The sequence below is a fragment of the Butyricicoccus sp. AM27-36 genome (genome assembly GCF_003480945.1).
Classification (GTDB): domain Bacteria; phylum Bacillota; class Clostridia; order Oscillospirales; family Butyricicoccaceae; genus Agathobaculum; species Agathobaculum butyriciproducens.
Window position 1 is genome coordinate 316,922 of record NZ_QUJR01000001.1, and the last position, 16,193, is coordinate 333,114.

Annotated in this window: 17 protein-coding genes and 1 other RNA gene; 16 read left to right on the forward strand and 2 right to left on the reverse strand. The window is 57.5% G+C overall.

Features of this window, described 5'->3' with window-relative positions; all coding sequences use genetic code 11:
* The first annotated feature begins 63 nt into the window (after window positions 1-63).
* The 13 genes from DW724_RS01475 to DW724_RS01535 all read left to right on the forward strand — a co-directional run bounded on the left by DW724_RS01475 (window position 64) and on the right by DW724_RS01535 (window position 11,599).
* Entirely contained in the window at window positions 64-411 is a 348-nt protein-coding gene (locus DW724_RS01475; RefSeq protein WP_118760424.1) for a DUF6054 family protein, read from the forward strand.
* A gap of 225 nt (window positions 412-636) precedes the next feature.
* Window positions 637-2,271 (forward strand): ATP phosphoribosyltransferase regulatory subunit, encoded by a 1,635-nt coding sequence (gene hisZ, locus DW724_RS16340; RefSeq protein ID WP_118760425.1) that lies wholly within the window; start codon window positions 637-639, stop codon window positions 2,269-2,271.
* A 108-nt stretch (window positions 2,272-2,379) separates the two neighbouring features.
* Entirely contained in the window at window positions 2,380-3,681 is a 1,302-nt protein-coding gene (gene hisD, locus DW724_RS01485; protein WP_118760426.1) for a histidinol dehydrogenase, read from the forward strand.
* Complete coding sequence (hisB, locus tag DW724_RS01490; protein ID WP_118646247.1) at window positions 3,668-4,243, forward strand: imidazoleglycerol-phosphate dehydratase HisB; 576 nt, start codon at window positions 3,668-3,670, stop codon at window positions 4,241-4,243. The genes hisD and hisB overlap by 14 nt, the downstream gene beginning before the upstream one ends.
* A 152-nt stretch (window positions 4,244-4,395) precedes the next feature.
* Window positions 4,396-5,013, forward strand: a complete 618-nt coding sequence (gene hisH / locus DW724_RS01495; protein ID WP_118760427.1) for an imidazole glycerol phosphate synthase subunit HisH — start codon at window positions 4,396-4,398, stop codon at window positions 5,011-5,013.
* Complete coding sequence (gene hisA / locus DW724_RS01500; RefSeq protein WP_118760428.1) at window positions 5,010-5,723, forward strand: 1-(5-phosphoribosyl)-5-[(5-phosphoribosylamino)methylideneamino]imidazole-4-carboxamide isomerase; 714 nt, start codon at window positions 5,010-5,012, stop codon at window positions 5,721-5,723. Before hisH ends, hisA begins: the two co-directional genes overlap by 4 nt.
* Window positions 5,724-5,973: 250 nt before the next feature.
* Window positions 5,974-6,738, forward strand: a complete 765-nt coding sequence (gene hisF / locus DW724_RS01505; RefSeq protein WP_117751662.1) for an imidazole glycerol phosphate synthase subunit HisF — start codon at window positions 5,974-5,976, stop codon at window positions 6,736-6,738.
* A gap of 132 nt (window positions 6,739-6,870) precedes the next feature.
* Window positions 6,871-7,203 carry a phosphoribosyl-AMP cyclohydrolase gene (hisI, locus tag DW724_RS01510; protein ID WP_117491101.1) on the forward strand — a complete coding sequence of 111 codons (333 nt, stop codon included), beginning with the start codon at window positions 6,871-6,873 and terminating at the stop codon, window positions 7,201-7,203.
* Between the two features lie 15 nt (window positions 7,204-7,218).
* The gene (gene hisE / locus DW724_RS01515) at window positions 7,219-7,542 is read left to right on the forward strand and encodes a phosphoribosyl-ATP diphosphatase (RefSeq protein WP_110436493.1); all 324 of its coding nucleotides are present in this window, start codon (window positions 7,219-7,221) and stop codon (window positions 7,540-7,542) included.
* Between the two features lie 114 nt (window positions 7,543-7,656).
* The gene (locus DW724_RS01520; protein WP_118360443.1) at window positions 7,657-8,142 is read left to right on the forward strand and encodes a pyridoxamine 5'-phosphate oxidase family protein; all 486 of its coding nucleotides are present in this window, start codon (window positions 7,657-7,659) and stop codon (window positions 8,140-8,142) included.
* 2 nt (window positions 8,143-8,144) lie between these two features.
* Window positions 8,145-9,365 (forward strand): CapA family protein, encoded by a 1,221-nt coding sequence (locus DW724_RS01525; protein ID WP_147358620.1) that lies wholly within the window; start codon window positions 8,145-8,147, stop codon window positions 9,363-9,365.
* Window positions 9,366-9,511: 146 nt separating this feature from the next.
* Window positions 9,512-10,135 (forward strand): TetR/AcrR family transcriptional regulator, encoded by a 624-nt coding sequence (locus tag DW724_RS01530; protein ID WP_158580180.1) that lies wholly within the window; start codon window positions 9,512-9,514, stop codon window positions 10,133-10,135.
* A gap of 153 nt (window positions 10,136-10,288) precedes the next feature.
* Window positions 10,289-11,599, forward strand: a complete 1,311-nt coding sequence (locus tag DW724_RS01535; RefSeq protein ID WP_202183495.1) for an MATE family efflux transporter — start codon at window positions 10,289-10,291, stop codon at window positions 11,597-11,599.
* 111 nt (window positions 11,600-11,710) lie between these two features.
* Here DW724_RS01535 and murD read toward each other — a convergent pair whose 3' ends face one another.
* Complete coding sequence (gene murD, locus DW724_RS01540) at window positions 11,711-13,072, reverse strand: UDP-N-acetylmuramoyl-L-alanine--D-glutamate ligase (protein WP_117491109.1); 1,362 nt, start codon at window positions 13,070-13,072, stop codon at window positions 11,711-11,713.
* A 104-nt stretch (window positions 13,073-13,176) separates the two neighbouring features.
* On the opposite strand from murD, the gene rnpB reads away from it, so the two are divergent.
* The 3 genes from rnpB to DW724_RS01555 all read left to right on the forward strand — a co-directional run bounded on the left by rnpB (window position 13,177) and on the right by DW724_RS01555 (window position 15,185).
* An RNA gene (gene rnpB / locus DW724_RS01545) (RNase P RNA component class A) lies at window positions 13,177-13,507 on the forward strand.
* A gap of 198 nt (window positions 13,508-13,705) precedes the next feature.
* Window positions 13,706-14,395: a hypothetical protein gene (locus DW724_RS01550; protein ID WP_117751667.1), complete on the forward strand. Its 690-nt coding sequence runs from the start codon at window positions 13,706-13,708 to the stop codon at window positions 14,393-14,395.
* A 178-nt stretch (window positions 14,396-14,573) separates the two neighbouring features.
* Window positions 14,574-15,185 (forward strand): CpXC domain-containing protein, encoded by a 612-nt coding sequence (locus DW724_RS01555; RefSeq protein WP_118760431.1) that lies wholly within the window; start codon window positions 14,574-14,576, stop codon window positions 15,183-15,185.
* Between the two features lie 129 nt (window positions 15,186-15,314).
* Here the strand turns inward: DW724_RS01555 and DW724_RS01560 are convergent, their stop codons facing one another.
* Complete coding sequence (locus DW724_RS01560) at window positions 15,315-16,163, reverse strand: putative manganese transporter (protein WP_118760432.1); 849 nt, start codon at window positions 16,161-16,163, stop codon at window positions 15,315-15,317.
* Between the last annotated feature and the right edge of the window lie 30 nt (window positions 16,164-16,193).

Below are 16,193 nucleotides of genomic sequence, written 5' to 3' on the forward strand. Positions count from 1 at the left end.
GAGTTAAGAGAGGGCGACTGCTTTCAGTCCGCCGTAAGCATGAAGTTTCGAAAGGAGTTTCTTATGGCAAAGTACGAAAAGCATCTGACGGGAAATTTTGACGAGCTGCTGGAGCTTGTAACGGACGGCGTGCTGAACGGCAGCATGTCTGCGTCCTACGAGAACGGCTCGGATTGGACAAACGGCACGGTCCGCTGCGCGGTGCGCGTGTTCGAGCGTTACAGCTACATGGGCGGCAACCGCGTCAGCATGAATGTCACTCTGGTCGGCAACGACCGCGACCTGTTTCTCTCCGCCATCACTTCGGGCGGCAGTCAGGCCGTGTTCTTCAAGCTCAATACCCTCGGCGAGGAGAGCTTTCTGGAAAAGCTGGTGCCGATCGTGGAAAACTATAAAAAGAGAGTAGAGTGAGGAGTTGAGAGTGAAGAGATGGGAGGAAGCGGGAGGGCGGAGAGAAAAAAGCCGCCTCTGCTTCATCTCCGCTCTTCACTCTTTCTTTTTCACTCGAAAACGGGAGTTCGAAGCGGAAAAGGCTGCCCACTGTGTAGGCTCCGCTCTCTAAAAAGGGTCTTGACAGTATATAGGGAACTATGGTATGATTTCATCATGATAAAGTGATAAAGGAGCAGCGGAGCCATGAACCGTTTTCGTATTTCCACCCCGGAGGGTACCCGAGATCTGTTATTTTCCTCGTGCCGTGCGCTGCGGCAGACGGAAAACGCTGTGCGCGACGCGCTGGAGGAGCGCGGCTACAGTGAGATCATCACCCCGGCGGTTGAGTATTTTGATGTATTTGCACAGGCAAACCCCGAGCTGGATCAGGATCAGATGCTGAAGATCATCGACAAGTCCGGCCGCATTTGCGTGGCGCGTCCGGATAACACCACGCCGATCGCGCGTATTGCAGCCACCCGACTGGATGACGCGGCGCTGCCGGTCCGCCTGTATTACAGCCAGAAGGTGTTCCGTTCGGTGTCCGGCGACCACGGCCACAAGGGCGAATTCCTGCAGGTCGGCGCGGAATTTATCGGCGCGGACGGTCTGGAGGCCGACAAGGACATTCTCTCGGCTGCGTTTGCCGCACTCAGCAAGACCGGCGCGGACAACTTCCGCGTAGAGCTTGGTCACGCTGAGATCTACAAGGCGCTGATGGATGAGCTTGGTGCGGATGAACAGTCCGCCGAGGGCATCCGCCGCCTGATTGAAAACAAGTCGTTTGCCGCGCTCGGTGACGCGCTCGAGCCGTTTAAGGGCAAGCCCGCCGCAAAGGCGCTCAGCGCTATGCCGAACCTGTTCGGCGGCATTGAGGTGCTCGACGAGGTCGAGTCGCTCACCGGCAACGTGCGCGTGCTCGGCGCGACCGCTTATCTGCGCCGACTGTATCAGGCACTGGATGAGGCAGGCTACGGCGACCGCATCATGATCGACCTCGGCCTTGTCCACGAGATGGATTACTACACCGGCATCATGTTCCGCGGCTACATCGGCGGTGCGGGCGCGGCGATTCTCGCAGGCGGTCGTTACAACGCGCTGTGCGCCAAGTTCGGCAAGGATATGCCCGCGGGCGGCTTCGGCATTGACGTGGAGAGCGTTGCCGACAGCCTTGCAGGCGCAAGCCGCCCCGAGGTCGCAACCCGCCGGGATACCGTGCGTATCGCACTCACCAAGGGCCGTCTGGAGAAGAAAACGCTCGCGCTGCTCAAGGCCGCAGGCTACGATATCTCCGAGCTGGAGGCCGGAACACGCAAGCTCATCTTCACCCTGCCGGACAGCGGCGTGGAGATCGTGCTTTCCAAGGCCGCGGATGTAATCACCTATGTTGAGCACGGCGTGTGCGACATGGGCGTGGTCGGCAAGGATACCATCATGGAAAAGGGCGGCAGCTTCTACGAAATGGTAGACCTCGGTTTCGGCAAATGCCGCTTTGCCCTCGCTACCAAAAAGGGCAAGGACGTGTACGGCGGCTATAAGACCCCGGTTATCGCTACCAAGTATCCGGCGGTCACCAAGGCCTTTTTCAATAAGAAGAATATGGACGTTGAGACCATCAAGATCGAAGGCTCGGTCGAGCTGGCACCGCTGCTCGAACTGGCAGACGGCATTGTTGATATCGTGGAGACCGGCACGACGCTCAAGGAGAACGGCCTCGAGGTCGTTGAGGATGTAGCGCCCATCTCGGCAAGAGTTATCGTCAACCTCGCCAGCGCGAAGATGAAGAAGGCAGCGATCCAGAAGGTTATTGCAGAACTGGAAAGTGGCTTGGAGAAGTAAGCCAATACATATATAGCATAAATCATATCCATAGGGCGGGGTGCCCTGCGGAATATTGATACCAATGCCAGTGGACGAAAACGGTTGACACAAAAGGGGAATACCACAATGTTTATGAAAACAGTCCTCGCGGACGGACAGGCAGAGCAGCAGGTCATCCGCGAAATGAAGGCCCGTGCGGCAGGTGCGCGCGGCGATATTGAGCAGATTGTCCGCGGTGTGATGGCGGACGTACAGCAGCGCGGCTGGGACGCGGTCGTGGAGTACGCCGAGCGGTTTGACGGCAAAGCGCCGTACATCGTCGAGCCGAAGGTGCTTGACGATGCGTACAACGCCTGCGACCCCAAGCTGATCGCGGCGCTGGAAAAGGCGGCAGCGAACATCCGCGACTATCACGAGCAGATGCTCGTCAAAACGTGGGAGTGGAACCGTTCCAAGGGTGAAACGCTCGGTCAGACCGTGCGCGGGCTTTCGCGCGTCGGCATTTATGTGCCGGGCGGCACGGCAGCGTATCCGTCGAGCGTGCTGATGAACGCCATTCCGGCCAAGGTTGCCGGTGTCGGTGAGCTTATCATGGTCACGCCGCCGACCGAAAACATGTCCAACGAAGTGCTTGCGGCGGCAAAGATCGCGGGCGTGGACACGGTCATCGCCATCGGCGGCACGCAGGCGATTGCCGCGCTGACCTACGGCGCGGGCTTTATCCCGCAGGTGGACAAGATCGTCGGCCCGGGCAACGCCTTTGTTGCGGCAGCCAAGAAGCTGGCGTTCGGCACGGTCGATATCGACATGATCGCCGGTCCGTCCGAGGTGCTGGTTATTGCCGATCACACCGCCAACCCGACCTACGTTGCCGCCGACCTGCTCAGTCAGGCCGAGCACGACAAGCTGGCTTCCGCCGTCCTGCTGACCGATTCCATGGCGCAGGCGCAGGCGATTTCGTGCGAGATGGAGCGGCAGGCAAAGCAGCTCCCGCGGTGGGACATCATCAAGGAGAGCGTGGCAAATTACGGCTGCGCCATCGTGTTTGACGACCTGAAGGACGCCTGCAGGATGGCTGATGTGGTCGCTCCCGAGCATCTGGAGATCGTAACCGCCGCTCCGCGTGAGCTGCTGCCGTACCTGCACAACGCAGGCGCGATCTTCCTCGGTCAGTACGCGCCCGAGCCGCTCGGTGACTACATGGCAGGCCCGTGTCACGTTCTGCCGACCTCGGGCACAGCACGCTTCTTCTCGCCGCTGTCCACCGACACGTTTTTGAAGAAAACCAGCGTTATCGAGTACACGCGGGACGCGCTCGAAAGCTATGCACAGGATATTATCGCGCTCGCGCAGAGCGAGCACTTGGACGCGCACGCAAACTCCATCGCGGTGCGCTTTGCGGAGGAAAACAACGATGAGAACCGCTGAAATCAAACGAAAGACCAAGGAAACCGACATTTCGCTCAAGCTGACGCTCGAGGGCGGCGACCGCAAGATCGACACCGGCATCGGCTTTTTTGACCACATGCTCAACAGCTTTGCCGTGCATTCCGGCTTCGGCCTCACGCTCACCTGCAAGGGCGACCTCGAGGTGGACGGTCACCATTCGGTCGAGGACTGCGGCATTGCGCTCGGTCAGGCACTGGCAGAATGTGTCGGTGATAAGGCCGGTATCGCGCGCTTCGGACAGGCGTTCGTGCCGATGGATGAGGCGCTCGGCTTCTGCGCGCTGGATATTTCCGGACGCCCGTATCTCGTGTTCGATGCCCCCATGCCGCAGCCGATGTGCGGTCAGTACGACACCTGCCTGACGGTCGAGTTCATGCGGGCGCTGGCGGTACACGCCGGACTGACGCTGCACCTCAAGTGCGAGTACGGCGAGAACGCACACCATATCACAGAGGCGCTGTTCAAGGCGCTTGCACGCGCGCTCAAGCAGGCCGTTACCGTGACGGGCGGCGGCGTTTTGAGCGCGAAGGGCGTTCTCTAACGGTTTGCTGTAATGGAGAATGGAAAATGGAGAATGGAGAATGGAGAATGAATGAGTCCGCGCAAAGCGCGGTAATTCAATAATCGCGCATTGCGCGATACCGCAATTTTCAATTTTCCATTTTCAATTCTCAATTTTTGAAAGGATTAGCGATGAGTTATATTGCAATCGTAGATTATGGCGCAGGCAATCTGATGAGCGTACACAACACGCTTGATTACCTGGGTTATGAAAATAAAATCGCGGCTTCGGCGGACGTGATCGAGAACGCGGCGGGCGTTATCCTGCCCGGTGTCGGCGCGTTTCCGGATGCGATGGCGGCTTTGGAGCACTCCGGTTTGACGGAGGCGGTGCTGAAGGCTGCAAAGGAAAAGCCGTTCCTCGGCATCTGCCTCGGTATGCAGATGCTGTTCGAGGAATCGGACGAGGTGCGTCCGTGCAAGGGTCTGGGTCTGCTGCCGGGACGCATTGAGCGCATTGAAACGGCGCTCAAGCTGCCGCAGATCGGCTGGAATGCGCTGGACATTCTGCGTCCGAATGCCATGACCGAGGGTCTGGAAAACGGCAGTTATGTGTATTTTGTGCACAGCTTCATGGCGCATCCGGCGGACGAAAACGACCTTGCCGCCGTGACGGATTACGGCACGCGCGTGCCTGCCATGGTGGCGCGAGAGAACCTGTTCGGATGCCAGTTTCACCCGGAAAAGAGCGGTGAAGTGGGACTTGCGATGCTTCGCAACTTTGCAAAACTGACGGAGGTGGGAAAATGAGAGTTATCCCCGCGATTGATTTGAAAGACGGTCAGTGCGTGCGCCTGCAGAAAGGCGACTACGGCACTGCACATAAAGTAGCAGAAAACCCGGTCGAGACTGCACAGCGGTTCCTCGATGCCGGTGCAGACCTTGTACACATGGTTGACCTTGACGCCGCTAAGGACGGCTCGCACGCGAACTACGGCGTGGTGGAGCAGGTCATCCGCGAGACCGGCGCGACCGTGGAGCTTGGCGGCGGCATCCGCTCCATGCAGGATGTGGAGACCGTGCTTGCACTGGGTGTTTCGCGCGTTATCATTGGCTCGGCGGCTGTCCGCGACCCGGAATTCGTAGCCGAGGCTGTAAAAAAGTACGGCGACAAGATCGTTGTCGGCATCGACGCCAAGAGCGAGACCGTCCGCACGGACGGCTGGCTGGGTGACAGCGGCGAGAACTACATCGCGTTCGCAGAGCGCATGGAGTCCATCGGTGTACGCCACATCATCTTCACCGATATTGACAAGGACGGCATGCTCGCAGGTCCGAACTTTGACCAGCTGGCGGCGCTGCGCGCCTCGGTCTCCTGCGAGATCATCGCGTCCGGCGGCGTGTCCACCCTCGAGGATATCACCGGCCTGAAAAAGCTCGGCATTGACGGTGCTATCGCAGGCAAGGCGGTGTATACCGGCACCCTCGACCTCGAGAAAGCCATCAGCGAAGCAAAATAATAATTGAGAATTGAAAATGGAGAATGGAGAATTGCGGAGCCGTCCAAAGGGCAGAATTAAGGAAATACCGCATAATTGAACAAGAGCGATTTGTGAATAAATTTTACGTACTGATGAGGCGCGGTTTGTTGCAATACTTGCCGTATTGCAAGAAATCTCGGCGGCGCGGACGGAACTCGCGCAAGGATAGCGTCATTTTCATTTTCCATTCTCAATTCTCCATTCCAATGTGAACGGAGTGAACATACAAGTGTTAGCAAAACGCATCATCCCCTGTCTGGACGTAAAGGACGGGCGCGTGGTAAAGGGCGTGAACTTTGTCGGGCTGCGCGACGCAGGCGACCCGGTCGAGCTGGCGAAGTTCTACTCGCAGGAGGGCGCGGACGAGATCGTGTTCCTCGACATCACCGCCACGAGCGACAACCGCGACACCATTGCCGACGTTGTGCGCCGCACCTGCCGTGAGGTATTCGTGCCGGTCACGGTCGGCGGCGGCATCCGCACCGTGGACGATTTCCGCGAGATTTTACGCGCCGGTGCAGATAAAATTTCCATCAACTCCTCGGCGGTCAAGAATCCCGATCTGGTGAATGCCGCTGCGGAGAAGTACGGCAGTCAGTGCGTGGTCGTTGCCATCGACGCGCGCGCGAACGCCGAAATGCCGTCCGGCTTTGAGGTTTACGTTGCGGGCGGCCGCACCCCGACCGGCAAGGACGCGGTCGCGTGGGCGAAAGAGGTTTACGAGCGCGGCGCGGGTGAGATCCTGCTGACCTCGATGGACAAGGACGGCACCAAGTCCGGCTTTGACCTAAAGCTGACCAAGGCAGTTGTGGAGGTGGTCGGCATTCCGGTCATCGCGTCCGGCGGCTGCGGCTCGCTCGAGCATTTCTCCGAGGTGTTCGAGAAAACCGGCTGCGATGCCGCATTGGCAGCCAGTCTGTTTCATTATCGGGAATTGACCGTGGGCGAGGTGAAGGAACATTTGCAGGAACGTAACATTCCTGTAAGACGGTGAAGTAATTGAGAATTGAAAATGGAGAATTGAGAATTAAGGAACGGTGCGAAGCACCGCATTAAATTCCGCGCTTTGCGCGGCACATTCATTTTCCATTTTCCATTCTCCATTCTCAATTAAAAGGTGAATACAATGGAATTATCTAAATTTTTCAAAAAGGCTCCTCTGGTGCCGATTATCTGCCAGGATGAGCGCAGCGGCGAAGTCCTGATGCTCGGCTACGCGAACGAGGAGGCCCTGCAGCTGACGATGGACACCGGAACGGCATGGTTTTTCTCGCGCTCGCGCCAGAAGCTGTGGAACAAGGGCGAGACCTCGGGCAATTTTATCTTTGTCAGCAGGATTCTGTCCGACTGCGACGATGACACGCTCATCTATGTCGGCACGCCCAAGGGTCCGGTCTGCCACACCGGACACCGCACCTGCTTTTTCACCACGCTGTGGGAGAAGCCGGAAGAAAAGTAAAAGGAGAGCAGCATTATGAATTCGTTTGAGCAAATGGAAGCCGTTATCGCGCAGCGCCGCGCCGAGCCGCAGGAAGGCTCATACACCTGCTATCTGTTCGAGAAGGGCATTGACAAGATTCTCAAGAAAGTTGGCGAGGAGTGCGCCGAGACCATCATTGCAGCCAAGAACGGCGACAAGGCCGAGCTGGTCGGTGAGATCAACGACGTATTCTACCACATGATGGTAATGATGAACGAGTGCGGCGTGACCATGGAGGATGTCTGCAAGGAAATGGACATCCGCGCCCAGAAGATCGGCAACCTGAAGAAATTCCACGTTTCCGACCACAACACCTGATTTAGACTGCTGCAAGACTGCAGTTTCGAGACAATATAGGACCTGTGCCAAAAATGCACAGGTCTTATTGTTTTGTCGGAAGGAATATGGTATGATGAACTTGAGGTGAGCAATATGCGCAGAAAAGACAGAGAAATCACCGGCCGAGAGAACATCGAGCCGATCCTGCAGGCCTGCAAGGTCTGCCGCGTCGCCATGACCGGCACGGACGGCTGGCCGTACGTCATTCCGATGAACTTTGGCTACACCTGGGATGAGGACGGGCTGACGCTCTACTTTCACGGCGGCGTGAAGGGCAAGAAGATTGATTCGCTGAGGGCGGACCCGCGTATCTGCTTTGAGCTGGACTGCGAGGAGGGTCTGACCGGCGAGGGCGACTTGGCCTGCCGGTACAGCTATGCGTTCTCGTCCATCGTGGGGTACGGCAAGGTGGAATTTGCAAAGGACAATGACGAGAAACGGCAGGGCTTGGACGTTATCATGCAGCACCAGACCGGCAAGGGCGGCTGGACGTACACGGACGCGGCTCTGTCCGTCACCGAGGTGATGCGCGTGCGCGCGGAGTCGTTTGAGGCCTCGCGCAAGGCGCCGAAGGGATGAGCATGAAGCACATCGGGACCAAAATTCTGGCAGGCGTGCTGGTGGTGCTGCTGGCGGGAGCGGGCGTGCTGATCTGGCGGAATCTGCCGGAGGATGCACCGCGCCTGCAGGAGCCGGAGGAGACCGTTCGGCAGGAGCCGGAGGTGCAGCCGGACACCACAGCGACCCTGTGCGTGGCGGGCGATATTGTGGCGCACATGCCGCTTGTCGCGGATGCGTGGAACGGCGAAGCGTATGATTTTACGCACCTATTTGCGGACGCAAGACCGTATTACGAGGCTGCGGATTACGCAACGGCCTGTCTGGAGACCACGTTCAACGGTCCGCCGTATTCGGGCTATCCGCAGTTCTGCGCACCGGATGCGCTGGCCTACGGCCTGGAAACGGTCGGGTTTAACCTGCTCTCAACGGCGAGCAACCACAGCATGGATACCTGGTACAGCGGTCTGGTCCGCACACTGGATGTGCTGGACGCCGCCGGTCTGGAGCATGTCGGCACTTACCGCACACAGCAGGAGCGCGATGCGGTGAAGATCATCGACGTGGGCGGCATCAAACTGGCCATGCTGGCGTACACCTTCAGCACAAACGGCCTGCCGGTGGACAGCGAGCACCCGTACAGCGTCAGCGTCTACACGACCGACTACATGACCGACTGCAGTGTGGTGGATTACGACCTCATCCAGTCGGATCTGGACAAGGCGGGGCAGTCCGGTGCGGATGCGATCGCCGTGTATGTACACTGGGGAAACGAGTACCACACCGAGCCGTCCGAGCAGCAGGAGCAGCTGGCGGACTACCTGTTTGCGCACGGCGCGACATTGGTGCTCGGCGGGCACGCGCATGTGCCGCAGCCGATGGAGCTGCGGACGCTGCCGGACGGCCGCACAGGCTATCTGTGCTACTGTCTCGGCAACCTGATCTCCAACCAGTTTGACCCGTACACCAACCTGACGGCGGCTGTCACGCTGACACTCACCAGAAGCGGCGAGACCGGACAGGTGACGGTTTCCGGCGCGGAGTACGCGCCGATGTTCATGCTGCACGCAAGCGACTCCAACGAGGGACGCTACCGCCTGCTGGATATTCGGAAATCCATGCAGGATTTTGAGCAGGGGGATACGTCGGTTGTAAACCGGTCGGTATATGACCGAATGCAGCAGGGACGTTCCGACCTGCACCGTATCTTCGGCACGGATGAGGTGCTTTCGCTTGCAGCCTAAGAAAACCAGCAGGTTTCCCTGCTGGTTTTTTAACACTTTGGTAACATTTGATTTTCGACACGGTGTTGACTTGCGGACACAACGCTGATAAAATAAGAACAATCCACAGAAAACCGTCCTGCTGAGCACCAAGGAGGAAAATGCTCATGCCCGAAGCCAAAAACAACCGCAGAGTGCGCTTTACGCGGTCTGCGCTGCGTGAAGCCCTGATTGACCTGATTCTGGAGAAGCCGCTGGTCTCTATCACGGTCAAGGATATCTGCGCGAGAGCGGACATCAACCGCTCGACCTTCTACCTGCATTTCAAGGACGTGACCGACATCCTTCGCACGACCGAGGACGAGATCATCGAGCACATGCGCGAGCATGCGCCGATGCACGAACGGGAGTGCCGCGAGCTGCAGGAGATCAAGGGATTCTTTATCGACTTTCTGGAACAGATCCGGAACAATCCGCGCATAATGAAGGTGATTCAGGTGCTGTGCAGCGAGCAGGGAGACCCGTATTTTGTACGCAAGCTGCAGACCATGACGTATGAAGCCTTCCTCGACGGCTGGGATATGCACATGATGCCGGAAATGAGCGAGCAGCGGAAGCTGCTTGTGTTTTCGTATATCATTTCGGGCATGGTATCCATGCTGTCCACCTGGGCGACCAGAGCGCAGGACACGCCGACCGAGCAGGTCGTATCGCTTTTGATGGGGTTGATGTGGCACGGACTGGACTGCTTTGCAGCATTTGACAAAAAAAGTGTTTTTCCGACCGAATAAGCCACTTGACATTTCTATGGGGAAATGGTATATTATAACTGCTTCGTAAATAAGCAATGTTTTCCGTCGATAGCATTGCAGATCGGCCCTTTTCGGTGTATTCCGGGAAGGGTCGATCACTTTTTATATAAAAACTTTGAGGGGGAGAAGGAATTGCACAAACAGGGAGCTTTGCGCGAATTCGGGCACTATGCCGCGATGAACATCCTGGGGATGATCGGCATTTCGTGCTACATTCTCGCGGATACATTTTTTGTCGCACAGGGCACAGGATCGCTCGGATTGGCGGCGCTCAACATCGCCATACCGGCGTACAACCTGATGAACGGCATCGGCCTGATGCTCGGCGTGGGCGCGGCAACGCAGTACATGATCGCGCGGGCGCAGAACGATCAGAGACAGGCGGACAGCGTATTCACGCACGCGGCGGCGTTCGGACTGCTGCTCGGCGTGCTGTTCCTGCTCGGCGGACTGTGCTTTGCGCAGCCGATCGCGCGGCTGCTCGGCGCGGACGCGCAGACACTCGGCATGACGACAACCTACCTGCGCATGCTGTGGTGCTTCGGGCCATTCTTTGTGATGAACAACGTGCTGCTGGCGTTCACGCGCAATGACGGCGCGCCGACCGTTGCCATGTGCGGCATGATCGCGGGCAGTCTGTTCAACATCGTGTTCGATTACATTTTCATTTTCCCGTGCGGACTGGGCATGTTCGGTGCGGCGCTTGCGACCGGCTTTTCGCCGTTTGTCAGCATTCTGGTGCTGCTGACGCACCTGCGGAGACCGTCCCGCGGCTTCCATCTCGTCAAAACGCCGCTGCGCGTCAGCCGTGTGCCGAGCCTGTGCGCGCCCGGTCTGTCCTCGCTCATCGGTGAAATCGCCTCCGGCGTGGTGCTGCTGCTGTTCAATCTGGTGCTGCTGCGCCTCAGCGGCAATACCGGCGTGGCGGCTTACGGTGTGGTGGCAAATCTTGCTCTGGTGGGAATCGCTGTCTTTACCGGACTGTGCACCGGCATACAGCCGCTGGTCAGCCGCAGCTCGGGTCTCGGTGACAGGGAACAGCTGCGGCGGCTGTTCCGCTGGGGCATCTGTACTGCGCTTGCGATTGCAGCCGTGCTGTGCGTATCGGTTTTCCTCGGCGCGGAGCCGCTGACGGCGATGTTCAACAGTGAGCATGACCCGGAGCTTGCCGCTTATGCGGAGAGCGGCCTGCGGATCTACTTCACAGGCTTTTTGTTCGCGGGCGTGAACATGGTTACGGCAGCGTTTTTCAGCGCGTCGGATAAGACCGTGCAGGGCTTTGCCATTTCGCTGCTGCGCGGCGTGATTGCTGTGCCGCCGATCTTGTTCCCGCTCGCGTGGCTGCTCGGTGTCGATGGCGTCTGGCTGACGTTCCCGATGGTGGAGCTGGTCACGGCGGTCGCCGCACTTGTCTGGGCGCGGAAGTACATCGTTGAGAATTGAGAAACGGCGTGGTGGTTTGCGTTGGTTCTCCCCCTCAAATATTATTCTCTATTATTGCACGAAAAAAGGACTGATTCTCTCGAATCAGTCCTTTTATGATACTGCTTAACCTTACAGCTCTTCCACAAGCGCCTTAAACAGCTTGCCGCGTTCCATGAAATTCTTAAAGCGGTCGAACGACGCGCTGGCTGGACTCATGATAACAACATCGCCGCTTTCTGCGTGGGCAGCGGCCTCCTGCACGGCTGTTTCGAGGTTTTCCACCTCGATAATCGGGGGATGCTCGCCCTCGATATTCTCCACGCACTCGCGAATCTTGGGTGCAGTAGCGCCGGTGAGCAGCAGCAGCTTTACATGGTCGCAGATAGGCTGACCGAGCACGTCATACGGGATATGCTTGTCGTAGCCGCCTGCGATCAGGATGACCTTCTGCTGGAAGGAATTCAGGCCTGCGATGGTTCTCGTTGGACTGGAGGCGATGGAGTCGTTGTAATACTTCACACCGTCCTTCTCGCGCACGAACTCGATGCGGTGCTCAACGCCGCCGAACGTGGTCGCCACAGCGCGGATATCGTCGTCAGAGGCATAACCCTGCACGACAGCCGCCGCCATCATCATGTTGTACACGTTGTGCGCGCCCGGAATGCGGATATCGGATGCGGGCATCAGCTCACGGCGCACGCCGCCGTCTGCGATGTAGATCATGCCGTCCTTGAGGAACACGCCGTTGGCCAGCTCCTGCGTTTTGCTGGTGCAGAACAGGTTGCCGGATGCCTTGAGCGAGCGCGTCACCTCATCGTCGAGATTGAGGATCAGCTTGTCGTTCTCGCCCTGATTGCGGTAGATGGCCGTCTTGGCCTGCACATACTCGTCAAAATCCTTGTGATAGTCCAGATGATTGGGCGTCAGATTGGTGATCGCCGCAATGTGCGGAGAGTGCTTCATGCCCATCAGCTGGAACGAGGACAGCTCGACAACGGCAAGGTCGTTTTCGGTCATCGTGTCCACGCGGGGGAGCAGGGGCGTGCCGATATTGCCGCCGAGATGCACGGTATAGCCCGCGTGCTTCAAAATCTCGCTGACGAGCGTGGTGGTCGTGGTCTTGCCGTCCGAGCCGGTGATGCCGATGATCGGACACGGGCAGACCGCGAAGAAAAGCTCCATCTCGCTGGTGATCTCCGAGCCGTTTGCACGTGCCTTCTCAAGAAAACGCGGGTGAACACCCGGAGTACGGAAGATAACGTCCTCATCGAGCGCATCAAGGTAATGCGGGCCGAGAACGAAGTCTACGCCGAGGGTAGCGAGGGTAGCATAGCCGTCGCCAAGCTCGGTGGGTTCTTTTTTGTCATGCACGGTAACGCGCACGCCTGCAGCGCGCAGCATACGGATGAGCGGCATATTGCTCACGCCCGCGCCGATTACGCCGACCCGTTTATCCGACAGGCCGCCGAGGTATTGTTCTAATGCTGTCATAAATGCGTAACACCGCCTTTGTACGAGGAACAGTATACATGATTTTTCATGATTTTGCAAGTCCGGTTTGACGGCAGGCGATTTTTACGGTATAATGCTATTTATGACTGGTGCAGACGGTCGCGTGCCTTCGGGCATGAGGAAAGTCCGGGCTGCACAGGGCAAGGATAACGGATAACGTCCGCCGAGGGTGACCTTAGGAATAGTGCAACAGAGATATACCGCCGTTTTTTGAACGGTAAGGGTGGAAAGGCGAGGTAAGAGCTCACCACGTCCCATGGCAACATGGGAGGTCTGTAAACTCTATCCGCAGCAACGCCGACTGGGACCACGATTGGCCCGATCGTCCCGACTGGCGGCTTGAGATGCACGGCAACGTGCATTCGAGATAGATGACCGTCCACGACAGAACCCGGCTTACGCACCAGTCATGCCAAAGCACCGCAGATTTTTCTGCGGTGCTTTTCTTTTACCTTCTGCAGATTCTGCAGAAATGGAGAATGGAAAATTAACGCTATCGTGTAACCTTCTTCATGTATTTCCATAAAAACTGCCGTTGCATTTTGTCGCTTTTTCCATATTCTGCGCCGAAAAAATTTGTTATACTTGAGGTAAGATAGGGAGGTGCATTTTATGAAAGGACTGGGAAAACGAATCCTTGCGATGGCGGCTGTGACAGCAGTCTGTGTGTGGGCGGCGGGCGAATCGAGTTACGCGGTAAAACCGTACCGACTGGATGAAACAGAGCTTGCACAGCAGGTGCAGGCGTTCGCGGAACAGGACCCGACAGAGTTCTACGGCAGGACGATATATGACGGCATTGTCATCGGCAATCGAGCGTTCTATGTGTTCACGCAGCAAGCAGGTCATGTGAGCATGAAGGACGGCGTACAGTGGGACTGCTTTTTCGGTGACTTGCACGCTTCTTCGAACTGGGTTGGCGACTGGACGATTGAGGTTGGTTCATACTCCGTTGATGACAAATTCGGCTATGAAGTCATCGGCTGCGGCGGTCATAATTTCCTGCTGCTGTACGGCCTGAACTTCGACCAGCCGGTCGCAAGGGTGACATTCGACTGGTACGGAAAGGCTTGCGAGCTGCAAAGCGACAGCGAAAACCCGTGCTTTCTGCTCTGCACCGAGCTGGGCGATGCACTGCCGGACGAATACATTGACGATGAATGCATCATACTGGGAAATTTCCGTTTTTACACGAAAACCGGCGAGGAGATCACAAACCGGTATGACAAATACTTCGGTACAATAGACGGGTCGGATATTACCGTTGCCGGCAGTATCGGCACGATTTACAAAGAAGCCTGAATGCAAAGCACCTGCAATATCGCAGGTGCTTTTTCGGTTTGGCGCACTCCTGCCGCCTCACTCCTATCTCCAGCCTTGCAGAAGCTCTTCACTCTCAGCGCTTAACTCTTGCTTATAGATAGGGAAATGTGTTATAATAAAATTTAATTGGACAAACACAAGGGGAGGAACCACTGTTATGATGATCGAATGTCCGCACTGTCATATGGAAACCGAACACAAGGTGATCGACCATATCAATATCGACCGAAATCCCGAGCTGCGGGCAAAGGTACAGGATCTGTCTGTCTTTCGTGTAAAATGTCCAAACTGCGGCGAAACCGTGCTCGCCGTACACCCGTGCCTGTACCATGACATGGCAAACCAGTTTATGGTATGGCTGTGGACCGAGGACGGTCAGGTTCCCAAGGCGGAATTTGATCCGCTGGCGGGCTACACCCTGCGCGTGACCGACAGCCTCAACACCTTCCGTGAGAAGATCAACATCCTCGAGCGCGGTCTGGACGACCGTACCATCGAGATCATGAAGCTGCTGCTGTTCGCACAGCTTAACCGCGACCTCGATGTTGTCGAGCTGCTCTTCCACGAGCTGGATGAGCGCACGGGCGATTTCCGCTTCGTGGCCGTGCTTTCCGACGGCGCGGAGCAGTATGCCGCCATGCCGGGCGCGGCGTATCAGCGCCTGCACGCGGATGTGGAAACCTATCTGTACACGCCGGGCGGCGAGTTCTCGCGCATTGATATGATGTGGGCGCATCAGGCACTCGAGCTGCTGCACGAGATGGGCTGACGGCTTGCCTTCTCCGCAGGGCATAAAAAAGGATGTGCCGTTTTGACACATCCTTAGGGTAACACCGCACAATTTGTTCACAAATTGATCTTGTTCAATTATGCGGCATTGCCTTAGATTTTTTCATTCTCAGCCGATAAGCAGCTGCACTAGCGTACCGCCGATCACGGCGGTGGCAAACGTTGCCGCGATGACCGGCAGGGCACGATGACGGCCTTCCTTCTCTTCGAGCAGAACGATGTAGCCGAAGCCTGCGCCGGTGGAAAGACCGGCAACCAGAGCGCCGAAGCTGATCGTGCCGCCGACAAACAGCTCGCTGAGCAGCACGCTCATCGCACAGCTCGGAATCAGACCGAGCACTGCGCACAGCAGCGGCTGGAAGATGCTGTTGGTCAGCATGAGGGAAGCGACACGCTCCTCACCGATGCCGTGCACGACCATGTTGAGCGCGAACAGCACGACAAACAGGAAGATGGTGGTCTTGATGGTGTGGGACAGGATGTTCGCCACCGGCGAGGTCTCACAGCCGCAGTCGCCCATCTCGATCTCAAGCGGACCGTCGGTTCCGGCTTTGTGCTTACGGAACACGGTGCAGCGCAGAATATAGCCGCCGAGCACCGCGATCGCAAACTTGACCACGAGCAGCAGCACGACCTGCTGTACGCTTGCGCCGCCTGCCAGCATGATGGGCACCGCCTCATCCGAGGTGGCAAGGAACACGGCAACCAGCGTTGCCGGTGCAAGAAAGCCTGCCGAGAACAGCGCGGACGCTGCCGCGGAAAATCCGCACTGGGGGATGGAGCCGGCGAGCGCGCCGACCACAGGACCGAACTGCGCCGCACGCGAGAGCAGCTCCGGCGTATTGGTCAGCCGGTTTTCAATGTAGTACAGCAGTGCGTACACGACCAGCAGCAGCGGTACGGTCTTGAGCACATCGAAAAATGCTTCCGGCAGAACGTGATGAATAATTTCTAACAAATAGGTCACCTCATAGTTGATCTGTGGGTT

Bases quoted from the DNA above. Each gene is read 5' to 3' on its own strand.
- DW724_RS01475 (WP_118760424.1), top strand. From the start codon at position 64: ATGGCAAAGTACGAAAAGCATCTGACGGGAAATTTTGACGAGCTGCTG.
- hisZ (WP_118760425.1), top strand. From the start codon at position 637: ATGAACCGTTTTCGTATTTCCACCCCGGAGGGTACCCGAGATCTGTTA.
- hisD (WP_118760426.1), top strand. From the start codon at position 2,380: ATGTTTATGAAAACAGTCCTCGCGGACGGACAGGCAGAGCAGCAGGTC.
- hisB (WP_118646247.1), top strand. From the start codon at position 3,668: ATGAGAACCGCTGAAATCAAACGAAAGACCAAGGAAACCGACATTTCG.
- hisH (WP_118760427.1), top strand. From the start codon at position 4,396: ATGAGTTATATTGCAATCGTAGATTATGGCGCAGGCAATCTGATGAGC.
- hisA (WP_118760428.1), top strand. From the start codon at position 5,010: ATGAGAGTTATCCCCGCGATTGATTTGAAAGACGGTCAGTGCGTGCGC.
- hisI (WP_117491101.1), top strand. From the start codon at position 6,871: ATGGAATTATCTAAATTTTTCAAAAAGGCTCCTCTGGTGCCGATTATC.
- hisE (WP_110436493.1), top strand. From the start codon at position 7,219: ATGAATTCGTTTGAGCAAATGGAAGCCGTTATCGCGCAGCGCCGCGCC.
- DW724_RS01520 (WP_118360443.1), top strand. From the start codon at position 7,657: ATGCGCAGAAAAGACAGAGAAATCACCGGCCGAGAGAACATCGAGCCG.
- DW724_RS01525 (WP_147358620.1), top strand. From the start codon at position 8,145: ATGAAGCACATCGGGACCAAAATTCTGGCAGGCGTGCTGGTGGTGCTG.
- DW724_RS01530 (WP_158580180.1), top strand. From the start codon at position 9,512: ATGCCCGAAGCCAAAAACAACCGCAGAGTGCGCTTTACGCGGTCTGCG.
- murD (WP_117491109.1), bottom strand. From the start codon at position 13,072: ATGACAGCATTAGAACAATACCTCGGCGGCCTGTCGGATAAACGGGTC.
- DW724_RS01550 (WP_117751667.1), top strand. From the start codon at position 13,706: ATGAAAGGACTGGGAAAACGAATCCTTGCGATGGCGGCTGTGACAGCA.
- DW724_RS01555 (WP_118760431.1), top strand. From the start codon at position 14,574: ATGATGATCGAATGTCCGCACTGTCATATGGAAACCGAACACAAGGTG.